Here is a 17,293-nt window from a genome sequence, read left to right on the forward strand (position 1 = left end):
TCTTAGCATTGCGGCAACGCCTGCATGCCGTTAGCAAACGTTAGCAACCGCTAGGCGCCGCTCCACTCGGCGGCGAACTGCGCGCGGAACGTCATCAGCTGTTCGAGGCGTTCGCGGCCCACGGCGCGCGCGGCCTCCGTCTGCATCATGTCCGGCAGCTTGTCGAGCTTGACGACGATGTGGTCGAGCGCATAGCGGCGATCGTCGTGCGCGCGGTCGTCGCCCAGCGGATCGGTCGGATGCGCCAGGCCGCTTTCCATGCGCCCCGCGATGTAGAACATGCGCGCGAGTCCCACCAGGCCCAGACCGTCGAGACGGTCGGCATCCTGCACGATTTTTGCCTCGATTGTGGTGGCGGGAATCGCCGCCGAAAAGCTGTGCGCCTCGATGGCATGCGCGACCGCGTCGAGCTTCTCGGGCGGGAAGCCCAGCGGCGCGAGCAACTGGCGCGCCAGCTCGGCCGAGCGGCGCGACGCCTGGTTGCGCGCGGGGTCGTTCTTTGGCAGGTTCACCAGGTCGTGCAGATAGCTGGCCGCCAGCACCACCAGGCGGTCGGCTTCCGGGTGGTGCGCGAGCAGGGCCTGGGCGTTGCGCCAGACGCGGTCGAGGTGGGCGCCATCGTGGGCACCGTCGGTGCCGGCATCCTGCGCCGCCAGCGCAATGAGTTGTGTGCGCCAGGCGGCGAAATCGGTCGAAGGACGTTCTAGCATGTTGATGTTTCCGGTAAAAGAGGCGGCACGGCGCGCTGCGAGAGCGCATCGGCCTGTGCATTTTTGTGACGCGGGATCCAGCGCAGCTGCGCCTGTGGCAGGCGGGCGAGCAGGGCGCAGGCCCGGTCGCGGTACTCACGCAGGCTGGGCGCACTTGCGCTGGCGGGGCCGTTCACGTCGTCGATCACGACCTGGCTGTCGCCAACCACCAGCACATCGTGCGCGCCATGCGCCACGGCAGCGTCCAGCACGGCGATCAGGGCCAGGTATTCCGCTTCGCTGCTGGTGCCATAGCCGGCGTCGTGCGAGATCGCGACGCGTAGGCCGCCCGGGCCTTCGAGCACGGCGCCGATGCCGCAGCGCCCGGGATTCGGACGCGCCGAGCCGTCGAACCAGGCGCGCCACGCTGTCTTGCCGGCCCCCGCGCCCCGCGTGCGCGCTACGCTGGCCAGCGCCGCGCGCCGGTCTGACTGCTGCGCCGCATGCTTGCGCAACGCCGCGCGTTCGGCCAGCAGGTGCGCGAGGCCAGCCAGGCCAGCGCTGTACGTGAGCGTGCGGGTGAGGGCCTCAAGTTCGCTCAGGCCGGCGCGTGCCATCAGGCGCTGGCTGGCCGCCAGTTCGGTCTTGAATGCGGCGGCGCGCAAAAGGCTCAGGTCGTTCATGGCGAGAGCATAACCGATCTTGATTCGTTGACAGAAGTTAAGACTTTTGAAACACTGGATCGATGCTGTCCAACCTGAGGAGAAGCGATGCGTCCGTCCCGTCATGCAGTCCGATTGTCCCTGTTCGCCGTGCTGGTCGGCGCCGTATCGATGCCGTTGCATGCCACGGCGCAGGTTGAAAAACCCGGCGCGCAGCCGCTGGCGAAAGCACCGCTCAAGCCGGGCAAGCAGGTCAAGCGCTACACCATCGAGCAGTTTATGGCGACGACCTCCGTGACCGGCGCCTCGTTCAGCAAGGACGAGCGGCAGATCCTGTTCAGCAGTAACGCATCCGGCATCTTCAATGCATACACGCTGCCTGTCGGCGGCGGCACGCCGCGCGCGCTGACCACGTCCACCGGCGATTCGACCTACGCGGTGGGCTACTTCTACAACGACGACCGCATCCTGTTCACGCGCGACACCGGGGGCGACGAGCAGAATCACCTGTACGTGCTCGAACCGGGCGGCAAGGAGCGCGACCTGACACCCGGCAAACTGAAGGCATCGTTCGCCGGCTGGAAACCCGACGGCAGCGGCTTCTACGTCGCCACCAACGAGCGCGATCCGAAGTTCTTCGACATCTACCTGTACGACGCGGGCAGCTACGACCGCACGATGGTGTACCAGAACGACAGCGGCATGAACGTCTCGGACATCAGCCGCGATGGCAACTGGCTCGCGTTCGACAAGTCCAGCACCACGTCCGACAGCGACGTCTACGTGTATCACCTGCCGACGCGCACGATGAAGCACATCACGCCGCACACGGCGCCGGCCAGCCATTCGGCCGCTACGTTCGATCCGCAATCGAAGCGCCTGCTGTTCACCACCAATGCCGGCGGCGAGTTCACGCGTATCGCCGCATACGATCTGGCCAGTGGCGCGACGAGCGATGTCGAGAAAGCCGACTGGGACCTGCTCGACACCAGCTATTCGCGCAATGGCGCGAACCGGGTCAGCATCGTCAACCGCGACGGCAGCATCGACGTGCGCGTGTTCGACGCCGCCGGCAAACCGGTCACGCTACCGAAACTGCCGGGCGGTGAGATGCGCCAGGTGACGTTTTCGGCCAGTGGCCGCCTGATGGCGTTCTACCTGAATGGCGACCGCTCGCCCAACAATCTGTACGTGCACGACTTTGTCAGCAAGAAGACCACCCAGCTCACGCGCAGCCTCAACCCGGCCATCGATCCGAATGACCTGGTCGAAGCCGAAGTCGTGCGCTTCAAATCGTTCGACGGCACGGTGATCCCGTCGATCTACTACAAGCCGAAGGGCGCGGCGCCGAACGCGAAGGTGCCGGCGGTGGTGTACGTGCACGGCGGGCCGGGTGGACAGACGATGCGCGGCTACAGCGCGCAGATCCAGTACCTGGTCAATCACGGGTACGCGGTCCTGGGCATCAACAACCGGGGCAGCTCGGGGTACGGCAAGACGTTCTTCCGCGCGGACGATCGCAAGCACGGCATGGAGCCGCTGTGGGATTGCATCGAAGCGAAGACATGGCTGGCGAGCCAGTCGTACATCGATGCCGAGCGTATCGGCATCATGGGCGGCAGCTACGGCGGCTACATGACGCTGGCAGCGCTGGCGTTCCGGCCCGAGGCGTTCAAGGTCGGCATCGACATCTTTGGTGTGAGCAACTGGGTGCGCACGCTCGAGAGCATTCCGCCGTATTGGGAAGCGCAGCGCAAGGCGCTGTATGACGAAATCGGCGACCCGGTCAAGGACAAGGCATTTCTGGTCGAGACGTCGCCGCTGTTCCACGCGCACCGCATCATCAAGCCGCTGATGGTGATCCAGGGTGCGAACGATCCGCGCGTGATCCGGCCCGAGAGCGACGAGATCGTGGAAGCGGTCCGCAAGAACAAGGTCGACGTCGAGTACGTCGTGTTCGACGACGAAGGCCATGGTTTCTCGAAGAAGAAAAACCAGACTGAAGCGAGCGCGAAGATCCTGGCGTTTCTGGACAAGCACCTGAAACGCCAGGCCGTGAATTAACCGCGTGAATTAACGGCGATAGGGATTGTCCGGCCGGCTGTCGTGGCGGTTGCGCACGCCGTCGCCGTCGCGGTCGCGGTCATGGCGGTTGCGGATGCCGTCGTTGTCGCGATCGCGGTCACGGTAGTTCGGGACGCCGTCGCGGTCGAAGTCGGGGCCACGCCCGTGGCCATTACCGTGGTGGCGATCACGGTCGCGGTGGTGGTCCCGGTAGCCGCGGTCGCGGTCATAGCCGTCATGGCCGCGCACATACACTGGCTGCGGGCCGTAGTGGTGGCCCGGGCCGCGGTTCCAGCGCGACGGTTCCATCACCCAGCGGTTGCCGCGATGGTGCCAGCTCGGCGGCGCGTACACGTAACCGGGGCGCGCCACGACGTAGTGGCCGGGCACCCAGTCATGGCGATGGCCGCGCCATTCCCAGTAGCCGGGCGCCCAGACGTGGCCTCGACGCGGGCCGGGAATGCGCTCGTAGATGGGGGCGGGCGGGGCGTTGCTGATCACGACCGAGACATGCGGCTGGGCCTGTGCAGACAGCGGGATGGTGGCAGCCGCGCCAATGGCGATCAGGGCTGCAAGAATAAGGGGGGATTTCATGGTCGTCTCCAGATCCGTAAGCGGATAAGCGGAATATAGCAATCCGGGATCGGTGACGCGAAGCCTGAAGCAAGTTATTACATCTGACACAGATTGGTGGCGTGATTGGTGGCATGATCGGTCCACCTGGCCGCCGCGCGCCGCCCGTGGGCAGCGCCGCGACGACCGACCGTGCTCACAGCCGGCTCGCTGCGGTGACGGTGTCCAGTGCCAGCAGTTGCGACTTCTCGGCGTTGCTCAGGCGCTTGGCGCTCACGGTCACGGTGGCGACCTTGGCGCCGCTGGCGATGGCCGCGCTGCTTGCAGTGAAGGCGTTGGCATTGGCGTCCGATACCTTGGCCAGATAGCCGACAGGAACGGCGATCAGGGCGGCGGCGATGAAGACGGCTTCCATGTGTTTGAGGACGTTCATTTTGCTTCTCCTTGGTGGGTGAGTGGTGTGTCGATGTGTGTACTGTAGGCGTGTCCCCGCACGGCTTCCAGCGGCGTGCGACGAGTGGCAGAAAACGGGGGGTGAGCTGCATCAGGACGGCCCCGGACCTGTGCGCGCAGCCTTGAAGCGCTCAGCGGTTTCACCAGCCCTCCGCTAGTCCTGCGCAAGGGCGCTTGGGCGCCACGCTACCGACTGGACTCGTGCATGACCGGCCCCTTCGCCACCCTGACCCGCAACATCGCCGCGTCGCGCACGGCGCGGCGGCGCGCCCGCAATCTGCGCCGGGGCTGGACCATCTCCCTTGGCCCAGCCTGGGCCTGGGCCGCGCTGGCGCTCGTGATGGGCGGCGCGGTCGCGCTGGCGCTGCACGCGCGCGCGTTGCCGAACGATGCGCAGGACGTCCCCGGCGCCCAGGCGCTGGCTGTGCTGCAGCCGCTGGCGCCGGGCCTGGAGCTCGTCGTGCCGGCGGACAGCGGCGTGTCGCTGACGCAGCGCGGCGCGCTGGCGCTGGTCATTGCGAGCGGCATGCAGGCGGGGCCGGCGGTCAGGGTTGACCTGTGCACACAGATGCTCGATCCGGCGAACGGACGACTGCTGCCGCTGCGCGTCGGTTATCCGTTTGGCGAAGCTGCCGTACTCGCGCGGAGTAGCAATGGGCCAGCACGCAGCGTGCTGCTGGCGCGCGATGGCTCCAGCATGCCGCGCATTGACATCACGGGGAACGCGGGCGCGGGCCTGGCCATCGCCTGGAACGCAGGGTTTGAAACCGCGAGCTGGATCAGCGACGCAACAGGCGGGGTCGCGACGCATGCGCGCCAGGGCCAGGCCGCGCTGGGCAGTGCCGGCTGGCTGCTATGGCGCGGCGAAGCGCTGCGGTTCACGCACCAGCCGAGCGGCGCCTGCCCGCAGGCCGGTGAACTGGTGCTGCAGCATTTTCAGCATGGTGAACAGAAGGCAGCGGAAGCGCTGGTGCAGGCCTTCCCCGCATCCGGTGCGCCGGTGTCGCTGCGCTTGCGTCCCGGCGTCTGGACCGTGCCGCTGGTCGCGGGCGCTGGCCTGGAAGACCAGGCGCTGTTCGAGGCGCTGCGGGCGCGCGGCTTGCTGCGCCTTGGCCGCGACGGCTTGATCGAACTGGCGCCGCGCGATTTGCTGGCCTGGCTCCAGGCCGACGAATCCGTACGTGCGCCGCTGCCGGGCTGGCAGCATTTTCAACTCGACGCCGGCGACCGGCGCCTGCTCGAACGCCTGCATCACCGGGCCGACGGCGCCTTCGTGCGGGAACAGGTGCGCGTGTTCAACAGTGAACGGCGGCTGGTCGCGTGGCGCGTGCGGCCCGGCGCAACGGCACTCTGGCAGGCAGCGGTGGCAGGCAGCCCGGCCGTGCGCGAGGCCGGCTTGCCGCTGGCGGCGATGCGCCTGTTCGCGCAGTTGCCGCAAGACTGGGCGCCGTGGAACCGTGTGGGCGGCTGGGAGGGCGGGCGGCGTGACAGCCTCGTAATCCTCAATACACGAGCAGAAGGCAAGCCGCTGGAGCTGCTGGTTGCCGGCCGCGTGCGCAGCGTGCTGGGCGCCACGGTGGTGGCCCGCGGCGTCTGCGACGGGCGCGCCTGTCCGGATGCGGACGCCGTGGCGCAGCTGCTGCTGTCGCCGCTGCCGGGCGCGACATCGGTCAAGGTCGAGATCGAGCCGCTCGACCTGGCGAGATTGTCCGGCGGCGCCGACGCGGCTTATCGCCATCTGAAGGTCGAGCGGGGATCGCTCGCGTGGCAGGCGCTGCCGGCTGGCAGCCGCAGCGTGCGGCCCGCCGGCGCTGCGGTACGCCTGACCGATCGCAACGGCGAAGCCCTGTGGCAGGATGGCGCGCCGTCGGTCCACGCGACGCTGGCCGGCCTGGCGCCGCTGCTGGGCGTGCACCGCCAGCACGATGGCAGCGTGGCCGGCATGCTGGCGCGCCTGGGCGGGAGCGACCATGCGGCGAGCCTGACGCTCGATCTGATGCTGCAAGCGCGCGCCCAGGTGCTGCTCGACTGCATAGGCCAGCAGGGCGGCCAGTGGGACGGGCGCGTTTGCCGTGGCGCCCAGCCCGCGCCCGCCGAGCGGCGCGCCGGCCTGGTGCTGCTCGACGCCGGCACCGGCGACATCCTGGCCGCCGCATCAAGTGGTGGAAATACTGCTGCGCCGGACAACTGGCCAGAGGTGCGCGACTTCGACCGCGCCGATCCGGCGCGCAGCCCGCTGCGGATCGCCGCATTCCAGCACGACGGCGGCGCCCACCGCGCGCCCGGCTCGACGTTCAAGGTGATCACCGCGCTCGGTCTCGAGCAGGCCGCGCGCGGCGACAAACAGCTCGACGCGCTGCTGGGCGGCTTGCCGTTGCCGCAGGTCGACCGCATCGCGGGCGCTGGCGGCTACGACTTTCGCACCGATGCGCCCAGCTACCCGGCTGACGGAACGCGTGCCCGCATCACCAATTTCCGCGACCAGATCACCGGTGCGCGCGCCGCAGACGGACGCCTGGGCCTGGCCGGCGCGATGGCGCACAGCGTCAATACGTGGTTCGCCTGGACGGGTGAGCTGAGCGACCGCACGCTGCTCGGCCAGCCAGACGGCGGCATGCCGGGCGCCACCGCGCTGGAGCCGGGGGCGCTCGACGCCGCGCGACCGGTCGCGGCGATGGCGGCGCGCCTGGGCTTTGGCCAGCCGTTGCGGCTCGATGGCGGCTTGCTGCCGCCGGACTATCGCTGGAATGACTGGGATGCGCTGTCGGCGTCCGCATCGCAGCTCGATCCGATCCACAGCCGGCATGAGCTGCGCCAGATGGCAATTGGCCTGCGCATGCAGACCACGCCCCTGCAGATGGCGCTGGTGGCCGCGAGCGTCGGCGAAGGGCGCAGCGTGACGCCGCGCCTGCTGCTGGCCCTCGACGGCCGCGACGCGGCTTCTAGCCAGGGCGCGCCCCTTGGCGTGCGGCTGGACCGCGTACGCGCCGGGATGAAGGGCGTGATCGACTACGGCACGGCGGCCGGCGCATTCCGCAGCCCGGCATTCGCTGCGCTGCGCCCCGGCCTGTATGGCAAGACGGGCACCGCGCCGGCCGGCACGGACGATCTGGCCACGGTCTGGTTCATGGGTTACCTGGAGCCGGGCAGCTTGCCGGGACAGACCCGCCGGCTGGCCTTTGCCGCCTTTGTGAGCCACTCGGCGCTGACGGGCGGCGGCCATGCGGCGCCGGTCGTGGCGGCCCTGCTGGCGTCCATGGCCGGGCAGTCGTTGGAAAAGGGGCACAAATAGGGGTCTCCATCGCGCCTGAATGCTGTAGTTGTATGGCATCATCTATTTCACTGTGCAACACGTGCGCAGCGAAATCGAGGACGAGGAAGGTATGCGTTTACCGGGGACCCGGTATCAGGAGCACGGCTGGGAGCAGGTCCGCAAGTTGCTGGGTCAGTGTTCCCTGCAGGCGCTCGCCCGCATCGACCCCGCCAGTCTGCAGGGCGCCGATACGGACGCGTCGCTCGCTGCGTATGTCGAGGCAGTCGCGCCGATGCTGCACGCGGGCGGCAGCCGGGCGCATGCCCCCGGCAACAGCTACGGCGAGACGACCGCCGAGCTGGCCCTGAGCCTCGTCTACGAATTGCAGGCGCGGCCCGCCGACTGGGCCGCACTGTGCACGGCCGTGGCCACCGAATACGCGCGCATCGGTCCGTTCTGGACGCAACCTGGCGGCGAAGCGCTGCTGCGCAAGAAATTCAATGACCTGTATGCGGTGTTGCGCGACAAGGTCGACAGCGACCACTATCAGGTGGCGTGTGGCCGGCCCTGCAGCCCGAACCGCATGTACGCCTACAGGATGCTCGACACGGCCTACCACGACATCGCGCGCCTGTTCGAGAGCTGGCGCGAACACGCGCCGCAAGTCGGCGCGATCCTGGACCGCAGCGTCGAGGCGATGCCGATCGAAGTGCGGCAGCTGCGCTCGATCGGCGACTGCAAGCCCGAATGGATCATGCGCTGGAGCGAAAGCCTGGAAGCGCACACGGGCGCGCCCGGGCCGCTGCACACGCGCTCGAAACGCTTCGCCAGCCTGAAGTCCAGTCCCGAGAAGATCGGCGCGATGCTGCGCGAAATCGGCGAGTACGATTCTTTATCGGCCAACCGCGACAGCGACTGGTTGCAGGACGCCAGCACGGCCGACGCCTGGCTCGACGATTACTGGCGCGTGCTGAACGAGTCCGAACAGGGCAGCACGCCTGGCCCGGACCAGATCCTGGAAGCACGCCAGGAAGCGCTGGACGTCGACCTGGATGCAGAGCCGGACATCGAAGCGCCAATGACTGCACCACGGACCTGCATCGCGCCCTGCGTTTCACTGCCCCCCAACTACCTGGTAGTGGCAGCGACGGTCGAGGACCGCGCCAGCTGGGCGGCGCGCCGGATGGCGCAGGACAGTTTGCCGGTACGCCTTGCGGTGTACCTCAAGCTGCTCGGGCCATTCGACGACTGTTATCCTTCCGAATGGTGCGACCCCGCCACGGGCGAATTGCCGACGATGGGCCAGCTGGCCCTGCTCGACGGCGTCTCGCTGCCAACCCTGCGCAAGCGGCGCGATGCCGCGATACTGCGTCTGAACGAGGTGGCTGGACTACAGGAGGAACAACGATGGGCATGACGAACCTGGATCGCAAACTGCAGGCCGGCGCGCTGCTGGCGCACCGCGTGGAAGGCGATGGCCTGATGCTGGCCGACGCCATCCTGCTGCAGGCGCTGGATGGCAGCCGGCCGCTGACGCACGGCGAACGCGCGGCGTTGCAGGCGTCGCCCCTGACGCTGCGCCGCATGCGCCATCTGGCCGATGTGCGCCGCACGCAGCACATGACCTGGACCGGCAGCGCGGGCCTGCTCCGCGCGGCCGACAGCGGCGCACCGCTGGACGTGCTGCGCACGGATGACCGGATGTGGCGCCTGCACTTCGTCGACCAGGGCGGCGTGCCCGGCGTGGTGGTGCAGCTCGATCCGGACGCGCCTGGCGCGGCGCAACTGCTGGCAACGCGCGCGACGATCGCCGTGCGCGACGGTGCTGGCAGCGTGATCGTGCAGGGCAGCCTGGACGCGGACGGCGAGTGCGAAGGCCCGTGGCCGTTTGCGGCTTCCCCGTCGGTCCATTTTCAACGGCATGGCGCGCGCTTTGATGTCGTGCCCATTGCGACGCCCGTGCCCCCATCCACATAGTGCAGTTCCCGAATTCGCTCAAGGATAACGATGCTAGGTTCACTGTTCAGGAATCCCCTGCGACGCCCGCCACGGCAGGAGGCGTTCGACGCGACCCTGCTTGGCAGCGTGGCAATCGCGTTGCCGGCGCCAGCCGGGATCACCATTCCTGCGCCGTGCGCGGCCGTGCTGGTCGACCGCGGTGGCCGCAGCCGTCGCCTGGCGGCCGGCAGCCGCATCGCAGCCCTCGATGGGGAAACCGCCTGGTGCGTCCATCCGGGGCCGTACACCTGTGACCTCGTCCCGTTTGCCGGCGCACCCGAGATTGGCCTGCACGTGAGCTTTGCTGTCGATGCCAGCGATCCGCGCGCCACGCACCAGCGTTTCGATCTGTTCCTGGCCAGCGAAGCGGGTAGCGCAGTCGACCTCGCGGGCTTTGGCGCGCTGGCGCAAACGGCGCTGCAGCGCGAGCTGGCCCAGGGCAATCTCGACCTGCCGCCCTGCACGACGCTCGAAGAATGGAACACGTTCCGGTCCGGGTTCAACCAGTTGATGTACACGCGCTTTGGCGTGACGGTCGACGATTGCGTGCCGGTCGACCTGGGCGCGGCGCACGATTATCCGGCGCTGCTCGAAGCCCGCCTGGCGGCGCAGGCCGTGCTTGCGACGGCAGCAGCGTCGGCTGAACCGGCCGCTGCGTTGACGGCAATGCCCGCCGAAGCATTCGTGCCGGCCTGCGAAGATGCCCGCGCATTGCGGCGTCTGTTCCTGGAACTGCCGTGCCTGATGTGCGCGGTGCGCATGGCCGTGCTGCCGGCGGACCAGGTGCGCTTTCGCCAGCACCAGGAGTTGCTGCGCCGGCTCGACCTGGTGAGCCTGTCGGTCGGCACGATGCCGGCGCTCGAACTGGCCGCGCCCGGCCAGCCACTGGCGCCCGAGGAGCAGCTGCGCCGCGCGCGCCACAGCCGCCGTGCCGCGGCTGCGCTCGACGAAGCCTGGGCGCTGCTGGCGCGCATGAAGGTTGCCGGCGAAGGCCCGCTCGACGTGCTGTTCGACGAAGCCGACCGCATCGTTGCCAATCTCGAGACCGCGACGGCCGCGCGCCGTCTCACGCACGTGCAGGACGAGGTGACGGCATGACGGCGCCTATGCTTGAGGCGAGCTGCCGCAGCATTCTGCCGGACGGCAGCATGCTCACCATCACCGCGACGCGCCGCCCGCGCGCGGGCCGCGCCGACGTCAAGTGCAGCGTGCCCGGCGCGCCGGCGCAGGCCGAACGGATGCAGCAGGTGGTGCGCCTGGCGCGCCATACCGAGCCGCGCTACGACAGCCGCGACCAGGTGGTGCTCAGCGCAGATCGCGCGTTGGATCCGGCCACACGCGACTGGGAACTGGCCGCCGTGCTGGCCGACCGCATCGTGCGTGGCGTGTTTCAGGCGGCGCGACCCGTGGTGGCCAATGGCTGGTCCGACGCCTGGCACCTCGGGCGGATCGACGGCCGCGCCCTGGTCAATGTACCCGACGGCGTGCTGGCGGGCGGCCCGGACGCCTTGCCGCACCTGGGCGCGCTGACGGGTCAGCCGGATCCCGTCGCAGCCACGGCCAGCGCGCGCGCCTGGTTCCCGCTGCACAGCGGCGGCGACCACGATGATCTCGGCTGGGTCGAGGTGAGCGTGCGGCCGCTGGCCGGTGCGCTTGACGCTGACGACGATGCCATCAGCGTGCCCGACCTGGACGCGCTGCGCCAGGGCCAGGTGCGAGCTGCTCTGGCCGGCGCCCGGCATTTTGACGGGCGTGGCCAGGGCCAGTGGAAAACGACAGTGCGCTTTGGCGAGACGGGCTTTTCGGGCGACTCGTACGGCCTGGCGCTGGTGATGGCCGACCGCATCGCGCGCGGCCGTGAATTCATGGCGCGGGGCCGGGTGATCGCCACCGGCACGTCGAGCGCCTGGCATGCGGGCAAGGTCGAGACCGTGGATGCGGTGGCGCCGAAGTGTGCGCTGATCCTGCGCGAAGCAGGGCCGGGCGACCGCATCCTGTTGCCCAAGGCGTGGGAAAACGCGCTGCCGCAGGGCATGCGCGAAGCGCTGCGTGCGCGCGGCGCGAGCCTCGCGTGTGTGGAACGCATTGGCATCATTTGAGATCGCAGGTTTGACCTCGCGGGCGTGCGCGAGCGCACCGCGGCCGCAGATCGTGCGCTGCTAGAATCGGTGAGTTGAACGGCAGGTTGGCAAGCAGAAGGCAAGAGAGAAAACGGAGTCAGCTATGTTGCACATGTTCGGAGTAAACGGCGCCAGCTGCCCGCGGTGCGAGCGCAAGAATGGGGCCGATGCGCGCTACTGCGCGGGCTGCGGCGTGATCCTGGGAGCGCCGCGCAGCAAGCCGGTGCTGGTCGAGAACCGCTGGGTGCCCGCGCCCGATGAACTGGCCGTGTTCTTTGGCCTGCGTGAATTGTCCGGGCTGTTCGTCAAGACGCTGCGCGTGCCCGCCACGGCGCGTGGCTTCATCCTGCAGGGCGACAAGGCGACCGAAGTGCCGCAGGGCGAATACGAACTCGAAGGCTTCTTCACGCGCCTGAACCATCTGCTGCGCGACCAGCACGCCGAAATCCTCATCACGCGCACGACGGCGCTGCCGGTGCCATTCGAGTTCGACGACATCCCCACCTGCGAGCAGCTTGCGATCTCGGTGCGCTTCACGGTCAGCATCAAAATCGAAAACGTCCCGGCCTTTGCGCGCCACTTCATGACCACGCCCGGCACCATCGGCACGCCCGAGTTGCGCGAACTGCTCGCGCATCCGGTGCGCCAGCTGGCACTCGAATTCATCGGCGCGCGCTCGATCCGCGAGATGGCGGCCGGTGGCGCGCTGCGCGAAGAACTCGACGAACGCCTGCAGGGCGGCCTCAAGCTCCTGCTGGCCGATTACGGCCTGGCCGTGACGAGCGTGCAGACGGTGGAGCTGCGCCACGACAAATACGACGCCAACCGCGCGCGCGTGGGCAGCATGTGGCTCGCGGCCGACGAGCAGCACGTGCAACTGGCGCACAAGCGTCACCTGGACGAGCTGTACACGGCCGAAGAATGGCAGGGCATCAAGCGCAGCGAAGAAGAAGCGCGCCTGCGCATCCGCCGCGCCGAGCTGCGCCAGGACGACGCGATCGCACGTGCCGAGATGTCGCTCCAGGGCGCCGACCGCGCACACGGCGTGCGTGCACGCCAGATCGAACTGTATGGCCGCATCCTCGAAGCGACCTCGCGCGAGCAGGCGCTGGCGCAGGGCGCCGGTGAAGTTCTGGCCGAACTGCAGCACGAGGTCGCGCAAAAGGGCGCACAGCGCGCGGACGAAGCGGCGCAGTGGCAGCACCTGCGCGCGCTGGCCGGCGTGCACATGCGCGCCGAAGTCGCCAGCGCCCAGCAGGAAGCGCAGCATGCGCGCCAGTCGGCGCAGCAGCGTTTCTCGCAGCAGCTGCTGCAGCAGCAGATCCGCCACAAGATCGACCAGGCGCGCCTCATCGAGGACGCGACGCGCCAGCGTGACGAACTGATTCGTCTGCGCGAGAGCGAGGCCGAAGCGGCGCGCCGCATGCGCGACATCGACGAAGCCGAGTATCAGGCGCGCTACCAGGCCCTGAAGCTGGCCAACGACGCGCGCCTGCGCGAGGCGGGCCGCACGCAGGAATGGGAAGACGAACAGGCGCGCCAGCGCATCGAAGGCGCCCGGCGCGGCGCCGGCAAGCTCGATGCCGAGGCCCAGCAGGACAAACTGCAGCGCACGATCGAGCTCGAAGCATTGCAGGCGCGCTCGCTGCAGGACGTGACGCTGCATGCCGACGAGCGCCGCGCCGACCTGGGCGAGGCCGCCCGCGCGGGCGAGCGCGCGCACGAGATCGCACTCGCGCGCCTGGCGATGGAACGCGCCGCGGCGCTGGGCGCGATGGGCGACACGGCCAAGCTGGCCCTGGCTGACGCCGCCAATGCCGTCGTGCTGGCCGATTACCTCAAAACGCGCGTGCATGCCGACATGGATGCCGACCAGTTGACAGCATTGGCCGGCGTCGTCGGCGCCGGCAAGGTCGAGCCGGGCGAAGCAGCGCGCGCGGCGGCGCAGCTGGTGCGCGATGAACAGGCGCGCCGCGAAGGTGAAGTGGACAAGGACCGGCGCCATCAGCTCGACCTCTTGCGACTGCAGAACGACGTGAACAAGGCCGCCTTGCATGCGCAGGCCGGTGTGGCGGGTGCGCGCCAGTGCGTGCACGGCCACGCCCTGCAACGCGACGATCGCGTGTGCGCCGCCTGCGGCGGGGCGCCGTCTGCCTGATCGATCAATGCAAACAGCCATCGACAAGATCCGCGAACTGCGCGCACTGCACGACGACGGCCTGCTGAGCCGGCAAGAGTTCGAGCTGCGCAAGAACGCGATCCTCGACGCGGCCTACCAGCCGGGCGAGCGGCCTGCGGACCCGGATGCGCTCTACGACGCCGCTGCACCTGCAGCGCGCCCGGGCACCGAAATCGGCCTGATGACGGGCCAGGAAATCGGCCCGCAAAACCGGCGCTACCGGCTCGAACGCTTGATCGCGCACGGCGGCATGGGCCAGGTGTGGCAGGCGACCGACCTCGCCACGCACGCCGAACTGGGGCACAGCGCCCAGGTCGCGCTCAAGATCCTGCCGGCGCATGCGACATCTGCCGCCAGCCACGCCAAGCTTCTGATCCAGGAAGCCACGCGCGCGCGGCGCCTGGCGCACGAGCACATCGTGCGCGTCTACGAATGGGCGCAGGACCCTGCCACGTCGAGCTTTTTCCTGATCATGGAATACCTCGAAGGCGAGGACCTCGACGCCGTGCTGGCGCGCGAAGGTCGCCTGCCATTGGCCCGCGTGCTGGCCTTGCTCGACCCGGTCGCCGCTGCGCTCGACTATGCGTGGGACCGGCATCACCTGGTCCACCGCGATATCAAGCCGGGCAATGTGTTCGTCACGACCAAGGGCGACGTCAAGCTGCTCGACTTCGGCATTGCGGCGCGCGCGCGGGCCAGCGGCCCGGCGTCGAAGCTCGATGCCCCGGCCACGTCCGGCACGGCCGGCTACCGGGCGCCGGAAGCCGTGATCGAAGGCCGCACGCCAGAGCCCACGCTGGACGTGTATGCGGTGGCCGTCATGATCCACCAGCTGCTCACCGGCGTGCTGCCCGGCGAACCGGGCGGCACGGTGCCCCAGACGCTGGGTGCGCGCCAGTGGGAGGTGCTGCGCAGCGGTTTCGGGCGCGATCCGGCGGCGCGCCCGGCCAGCGTGCACGCGCTGCTGGCAGCGATCCGCGCGGCGGCCGGGCCGTCGGCCGTCGAACAGGCGGCGCAGGACGCCCGCGAGCGCATCGAGCAGGAACGTGTGGCGCGCGAACTGGCTGCGCGGCGTGCGATCGAGGCCGAGGCGGCCGCCGTTATCAAGGCGCAGCAGGACGAGCAGCGCCGCGTCCAGCTGCGCGAACAGCAGCGGCGCGAGCGGCTCGAGGCCGAACAGGCACGCCTGGCGCGCAAGGAATCGCTGCGCCAGCAACTGCTGGCCCGGCGCGATGAAGAAGTCGCCAAGACCCAGGCGGCCAAGGAAGAAGCCGCGCGCAAGGCGGCGCAACTCAAGGCCGCTGCAGCCTATCTGGCGCAGCAGAAAAAAGCGCGCGAGGAGGCCGCTGCGGACACTATAAGCGAGCCTGTCAGCCAGGAACGGACGCCAGACGCAGTGGCGCCCGTGGCGGTGGCAGATGTCCCGACGGCGGCGGCGCCGGTCGCCGACACCGGCATCCTGCGCGACGCCTTCATCGATGGCAGCGGCAGTGGTCCGGCGATGGTGCTGATCCAGACAGGCCGCTTCCAGATGGGTTCTCCCGAGCACGAGCGCCGCATTGCGATGGCGGCCGGTTCGCAAAAGAACTGGATCGCGCGTGAAACCCCGCAGCACTGGGTCGGCATCGAGCGTCCGTTCGCGATGGGCCGCTATCCGGTGACGGTGGGCGAGTGGCGCGCTTTTGCGCAGGCAAGCAGCTGGCAGCCGGCCGGCGAGGTCGACTGGGCCGCGCCGGGCTTCCCGCAAACCGACGACCATCCGGTGGTCGGCGTGACGTGGTTCGACGCGCTGCAATACGTGGCGTGGCTGAGCGCAGCGACGGGCAAGCGCTATCGCCTGCCAAGCGAAGCCGAATGGGAATACGCGTGCCGCGCCGGCACCAAAACCGCGTTCAACACGGGCGACACGATCGCCACGACGCAGGCCAATTTCGATGGCACGTTCACCTACAACGGCGGGCCGCGCGGCGAATTCCGCCACGGCACCACGAAGGTCGATACCTTCGCACCGAATGCCTGGGGCCTGCACGACATGCACGGCAATGTCTGGGAATGGGTGCAGGACGTCGTGCACGAGAACTACGACGGCGCGCCGGGTGACGGCAGCGCCTGGGAAACGGGCGGCGACCAGGTGCGCCGCATCCTGCGCGGCGGCTCGTGGCTGTACAACCCGCGCTATCTGCGCTCGGCGCTGCGCAACGGTTTCTCGGCCGTGCTGTCCAACGACATCGTCGGCCTGCGCGTGGTGCGCGAGCTGATGTAGGCAAGACTAGAAAGCGCCGGGCGATCCGGTGTACAGTCAGGCATTCCCTTTCTTGTTTACGACACCTGCCATGGCCATCGCGCACCTGTTTCGATCCCACGATAAAGACCTGGGCGGCGGTTTCACCGTGCGCCGCATGCTGCCCGCTGCGGCCCGCCAATCCATCGGGCCGTTCCTGTTTTTCGACCACATGGGACCGGTGGAAGCGCCGGCCGGCGCCCGCCACGATGTGCGGCCGCACCCGCACATCGGGCTGGCCACGGTCACGTACCTGTTCGAGGGCGCGATCATGCACCGCGACAGCCTGGGCACCGAGCAGCGCATCGAGCCGGGCGCCGTCAACTGGATGACAGCCGGCAGCGGCATCGTGCATTCCGAGCGCACGCCTGAAGATCTGCTCGAGCGCACGCGCCGCACGCACGGCCTGCAACTGTGGGCGGCGCTGCCACGCGAGCACGAAGAAACGCCTGCTGCGTTCAGCCATACGCCCGCCGACCGGATTCCGGAGATTGCACTGCCCGGCGCCACGGTGCGGCTGCTGGTGGGCAGCGCGTTCGGTCAGACGTCGCCCGTGCCGACCTTCAGTCAGACGCTGTATCTCGATGTGCAACTGGCGCCCGGGGCGGCCATCGAACTGGATGACTTGCCCGATGAAACCGCGCTGTACGCGCCATTCGGCACGATCGAGATCGACGGTGAGCCAGTGCCCGCCAACACGATGGCGATGCTCGAGCCGGGGGCGGCGGTGCGGGTGAGCGCCGCTGCCGGCGCGCGCTTTGTCGTGATCGGCGGGGCGCCGCTCGACGGCAAGCGCTTCATTTTCTGGAACTTCGTCTCGAGCAGCCGCGAGCGCATCGAACAGGCGGCGCGCGACTGGGAAAACGATCGGTTCGTGCCATTGGCGGGCGACAATGAACGCATTCCGCTGCCGCAGTGGCCGCCAACCTGGCGCCGCGACTGACCTTGCCGCGCGGCTAACGCGCGCCCGGTCGGTGCGGGCGGGCGTAATCTGGCATCACTCTGTGCGTGTCAATACGAG

13 protein-coding genes are annotated in these 17,293 nt (G+C 69.0%); 9 read left to right on the forward strand and 4 right to left on the reverse strand.

Features of this window, described 5'->3' with window-relative positions; translation table 11 throughout:
• Nucleotides 1-50 precede the first annotated feature (50 nt).
• Both ACZ0AJ_RS06765 and ACZ0AJ_RS06770 read right to left on the reverse strand, forming a co-directional pair.
• Nucleotides 51-710 (reverse strand): HD domain-containing protein, encoded by a 660-nt coding sequence (locus tag ACZ0AJ_RS06765; RefSeq protein WP_499453367.1) that lies wholly within the window; start codon nt 708-710, stop codon nt 51-53.
• Entirely contained in the window at nt 704-1,372 is a 669-nt protein-coding gene (locus ACZ0AJ_RS06770; RefSeq protein WP_499453368.1) for a ribonuclease HI family protein, read from the reverse strand. The genes ACZ0AJ_RS06765 and ACZ0AJ_RS06770 overlap by 7 nt, the downstream gene beginning before the upstream one ends.
• An 87-nt stretch (nt 1,373-1,459) precedes the next feature.
• Between ACZ0AJ_RS06770 and ACZ0AJ_RS06775 the strand changes: the two genes are divergently transcribed.
• The gene (locus tag ACZ0AJ_RS06775) at nt 1,460-3,415 is read left to right on the forward strand and encodes a S9 family peptidase (protein ID WP_499453369.1); all 1,956 of its coding nucleotides are present in this window, start codon (nt 1,460-1,462) and stop codon (nt 3,413-3,415) included.
• A 9-nt stretch (nt 3,416-3,424) separates the two neighbouring features.
• Here the strand turns inward: ACZ0AJ_RS06775 and ACZ0AJ_RS06780 are convergent, their stop codons facing one another.
• Nucleotides 3,425-4,009, reverse strand: coding sequence for a YXWGXW repeat-containing protein (locus ACZ0AJ_RS06780; RefSeq protein WP_499453371.1), 585 nt, complete (start codon nt 4,007-4,009; stop codon nt 3,425-3,427).
• Nucleotides 4,010-4,184: 175 nt separating this feature from the next.
• Nucleotides 4,185-4,421: a hypothetical protein gene (locus tag ACZ0AJ_RS06785; protein ID WP_499453373.1), complete on the reverse strand. Its 237-nt coding sequence runs from the start codon at nt 4,419-4,421 to the stop codon at nt 4,185-4,187.
• Nucleotides 4,422-4,646: 225 nt separating this feature from the next.
• Here ACZ0AJ_RS06785 and ACZ0AJ_RS06790 point away from each other — a divergent pair, with 225 nt between their 5' ends.
• The 8 genes from ACZ0AJ_RS06790 to ACZ0AJ_RS06825 all read left to right on the forward strand — a co-directional run bounded on the left by ACZ0AJ_RS06790 (nt 4,647) and on the right by ACZ0AJ_RS06825 (nt 17,215).
• On the forward strand, nt 4,647-7,733 hold the full coding sequence (locus ACZ0AJ_RS06790) for a penicillin-binding transpeptidase domain-containing protein (RefSeq protein WP_499454307.1): 3,087 nt from the start codon (nt 4,647-4,649) through the stop codon (nt 7,731-7,733).
• Between the two features lie 91 nt (nt 7,734-7,824).
• Entirely contained in the window at nt 7,825-9,111 is a 1,287-nt protein-coding gene (locus ACZ0AJ_RS06795) for a hypothetical protein (RefSeq protein ID WP_499453378.1), read from the forward strand.
• Complete coding sequence (locus ACZ0AJ_RS06800; RefSeq protein ID WP_499454309.1) at nt 9,108-9,671, forward strand: hypothetical protein; 564 nt, start codon at nt 9,108-9,110, stop codon at nt 9,669-9,671. The genes ACZ0AJ_RS06795 and ACZ0AJ_RS06800 overlap by 4 nt, the downstream gene beginning before the upstream one ends.
• Before the next feature lie 30 nt (nt 9,672-9,701).
• Entirely contained in the window at nt 9,702-10,790 is a 1,089-nt protein-coding gene (locus tag ACZ0AJ_RS06805) for a hypothetical protein (RefSeq protein ID WP_499453382.1), read from the forward strand.
• Nucleotides 10,787-11,791 carry a hypothetical protein gene (locus tag ACZ0AJ_RS06810; protein WP_499453384.1) on the forward strand — a complete coding sequence of 335 codons (1,005 nt, stop codon included), beginning with the start codon at nt 10,787-10,789 and terminating at the stop codon, nt 11,789-11,791. Before ACZ0AJ_RS06805 ends, ACZ0AJ_RS06810 begins: the two co-directional genes overlap by 4 nt.
• Nucleotides 11,792-11,924: 133 nt before the next feature.
• The gene (locus ACZ0AJ_RS06815; protein WP_499453386.1) at nt 11,925-13,970 is read left to right on the forward strand and encodes a coiled-coil domain-containing protein; all 2,046 of its coding nucleotides are present in this window, start codon (nt 11,925-11,927) and stop codon (nt 13,968-13,970) included.
• A gap of 7 nt (nt 13,971-13,977) precedes the next feature.
• On the forward strand, nt 13,978-16,254 hold the full coding sequence (locus ACZ0AJ_RS06820) for an SUMF1/EgtB/PvdO family nonheme iron enzyme (RefSeq protein WP_499454312.1): 2,277 nt from the start codon (nt 13,978-13,980) through the stop codon (nt 16,252-16,254).
• 70 nt (nt 16,255-16,324) lie between these two features.
• Nucleotides 16,325-17,215 (forward strand): pirin family protein, encoded by an 891-nt coding sequence (locus ACZ0AJ_RS06825; protein ID WP_499453390.1) that lies wholly within the window; start codon nt 16,325-16,327, stop codon nt 17,213-17,215.
• Nucleotides 17,216-17,293 lie beyond the last annotated feature (78 nt).

The organism is Telluria sp. AC161, from assembly GCF_979258535.1.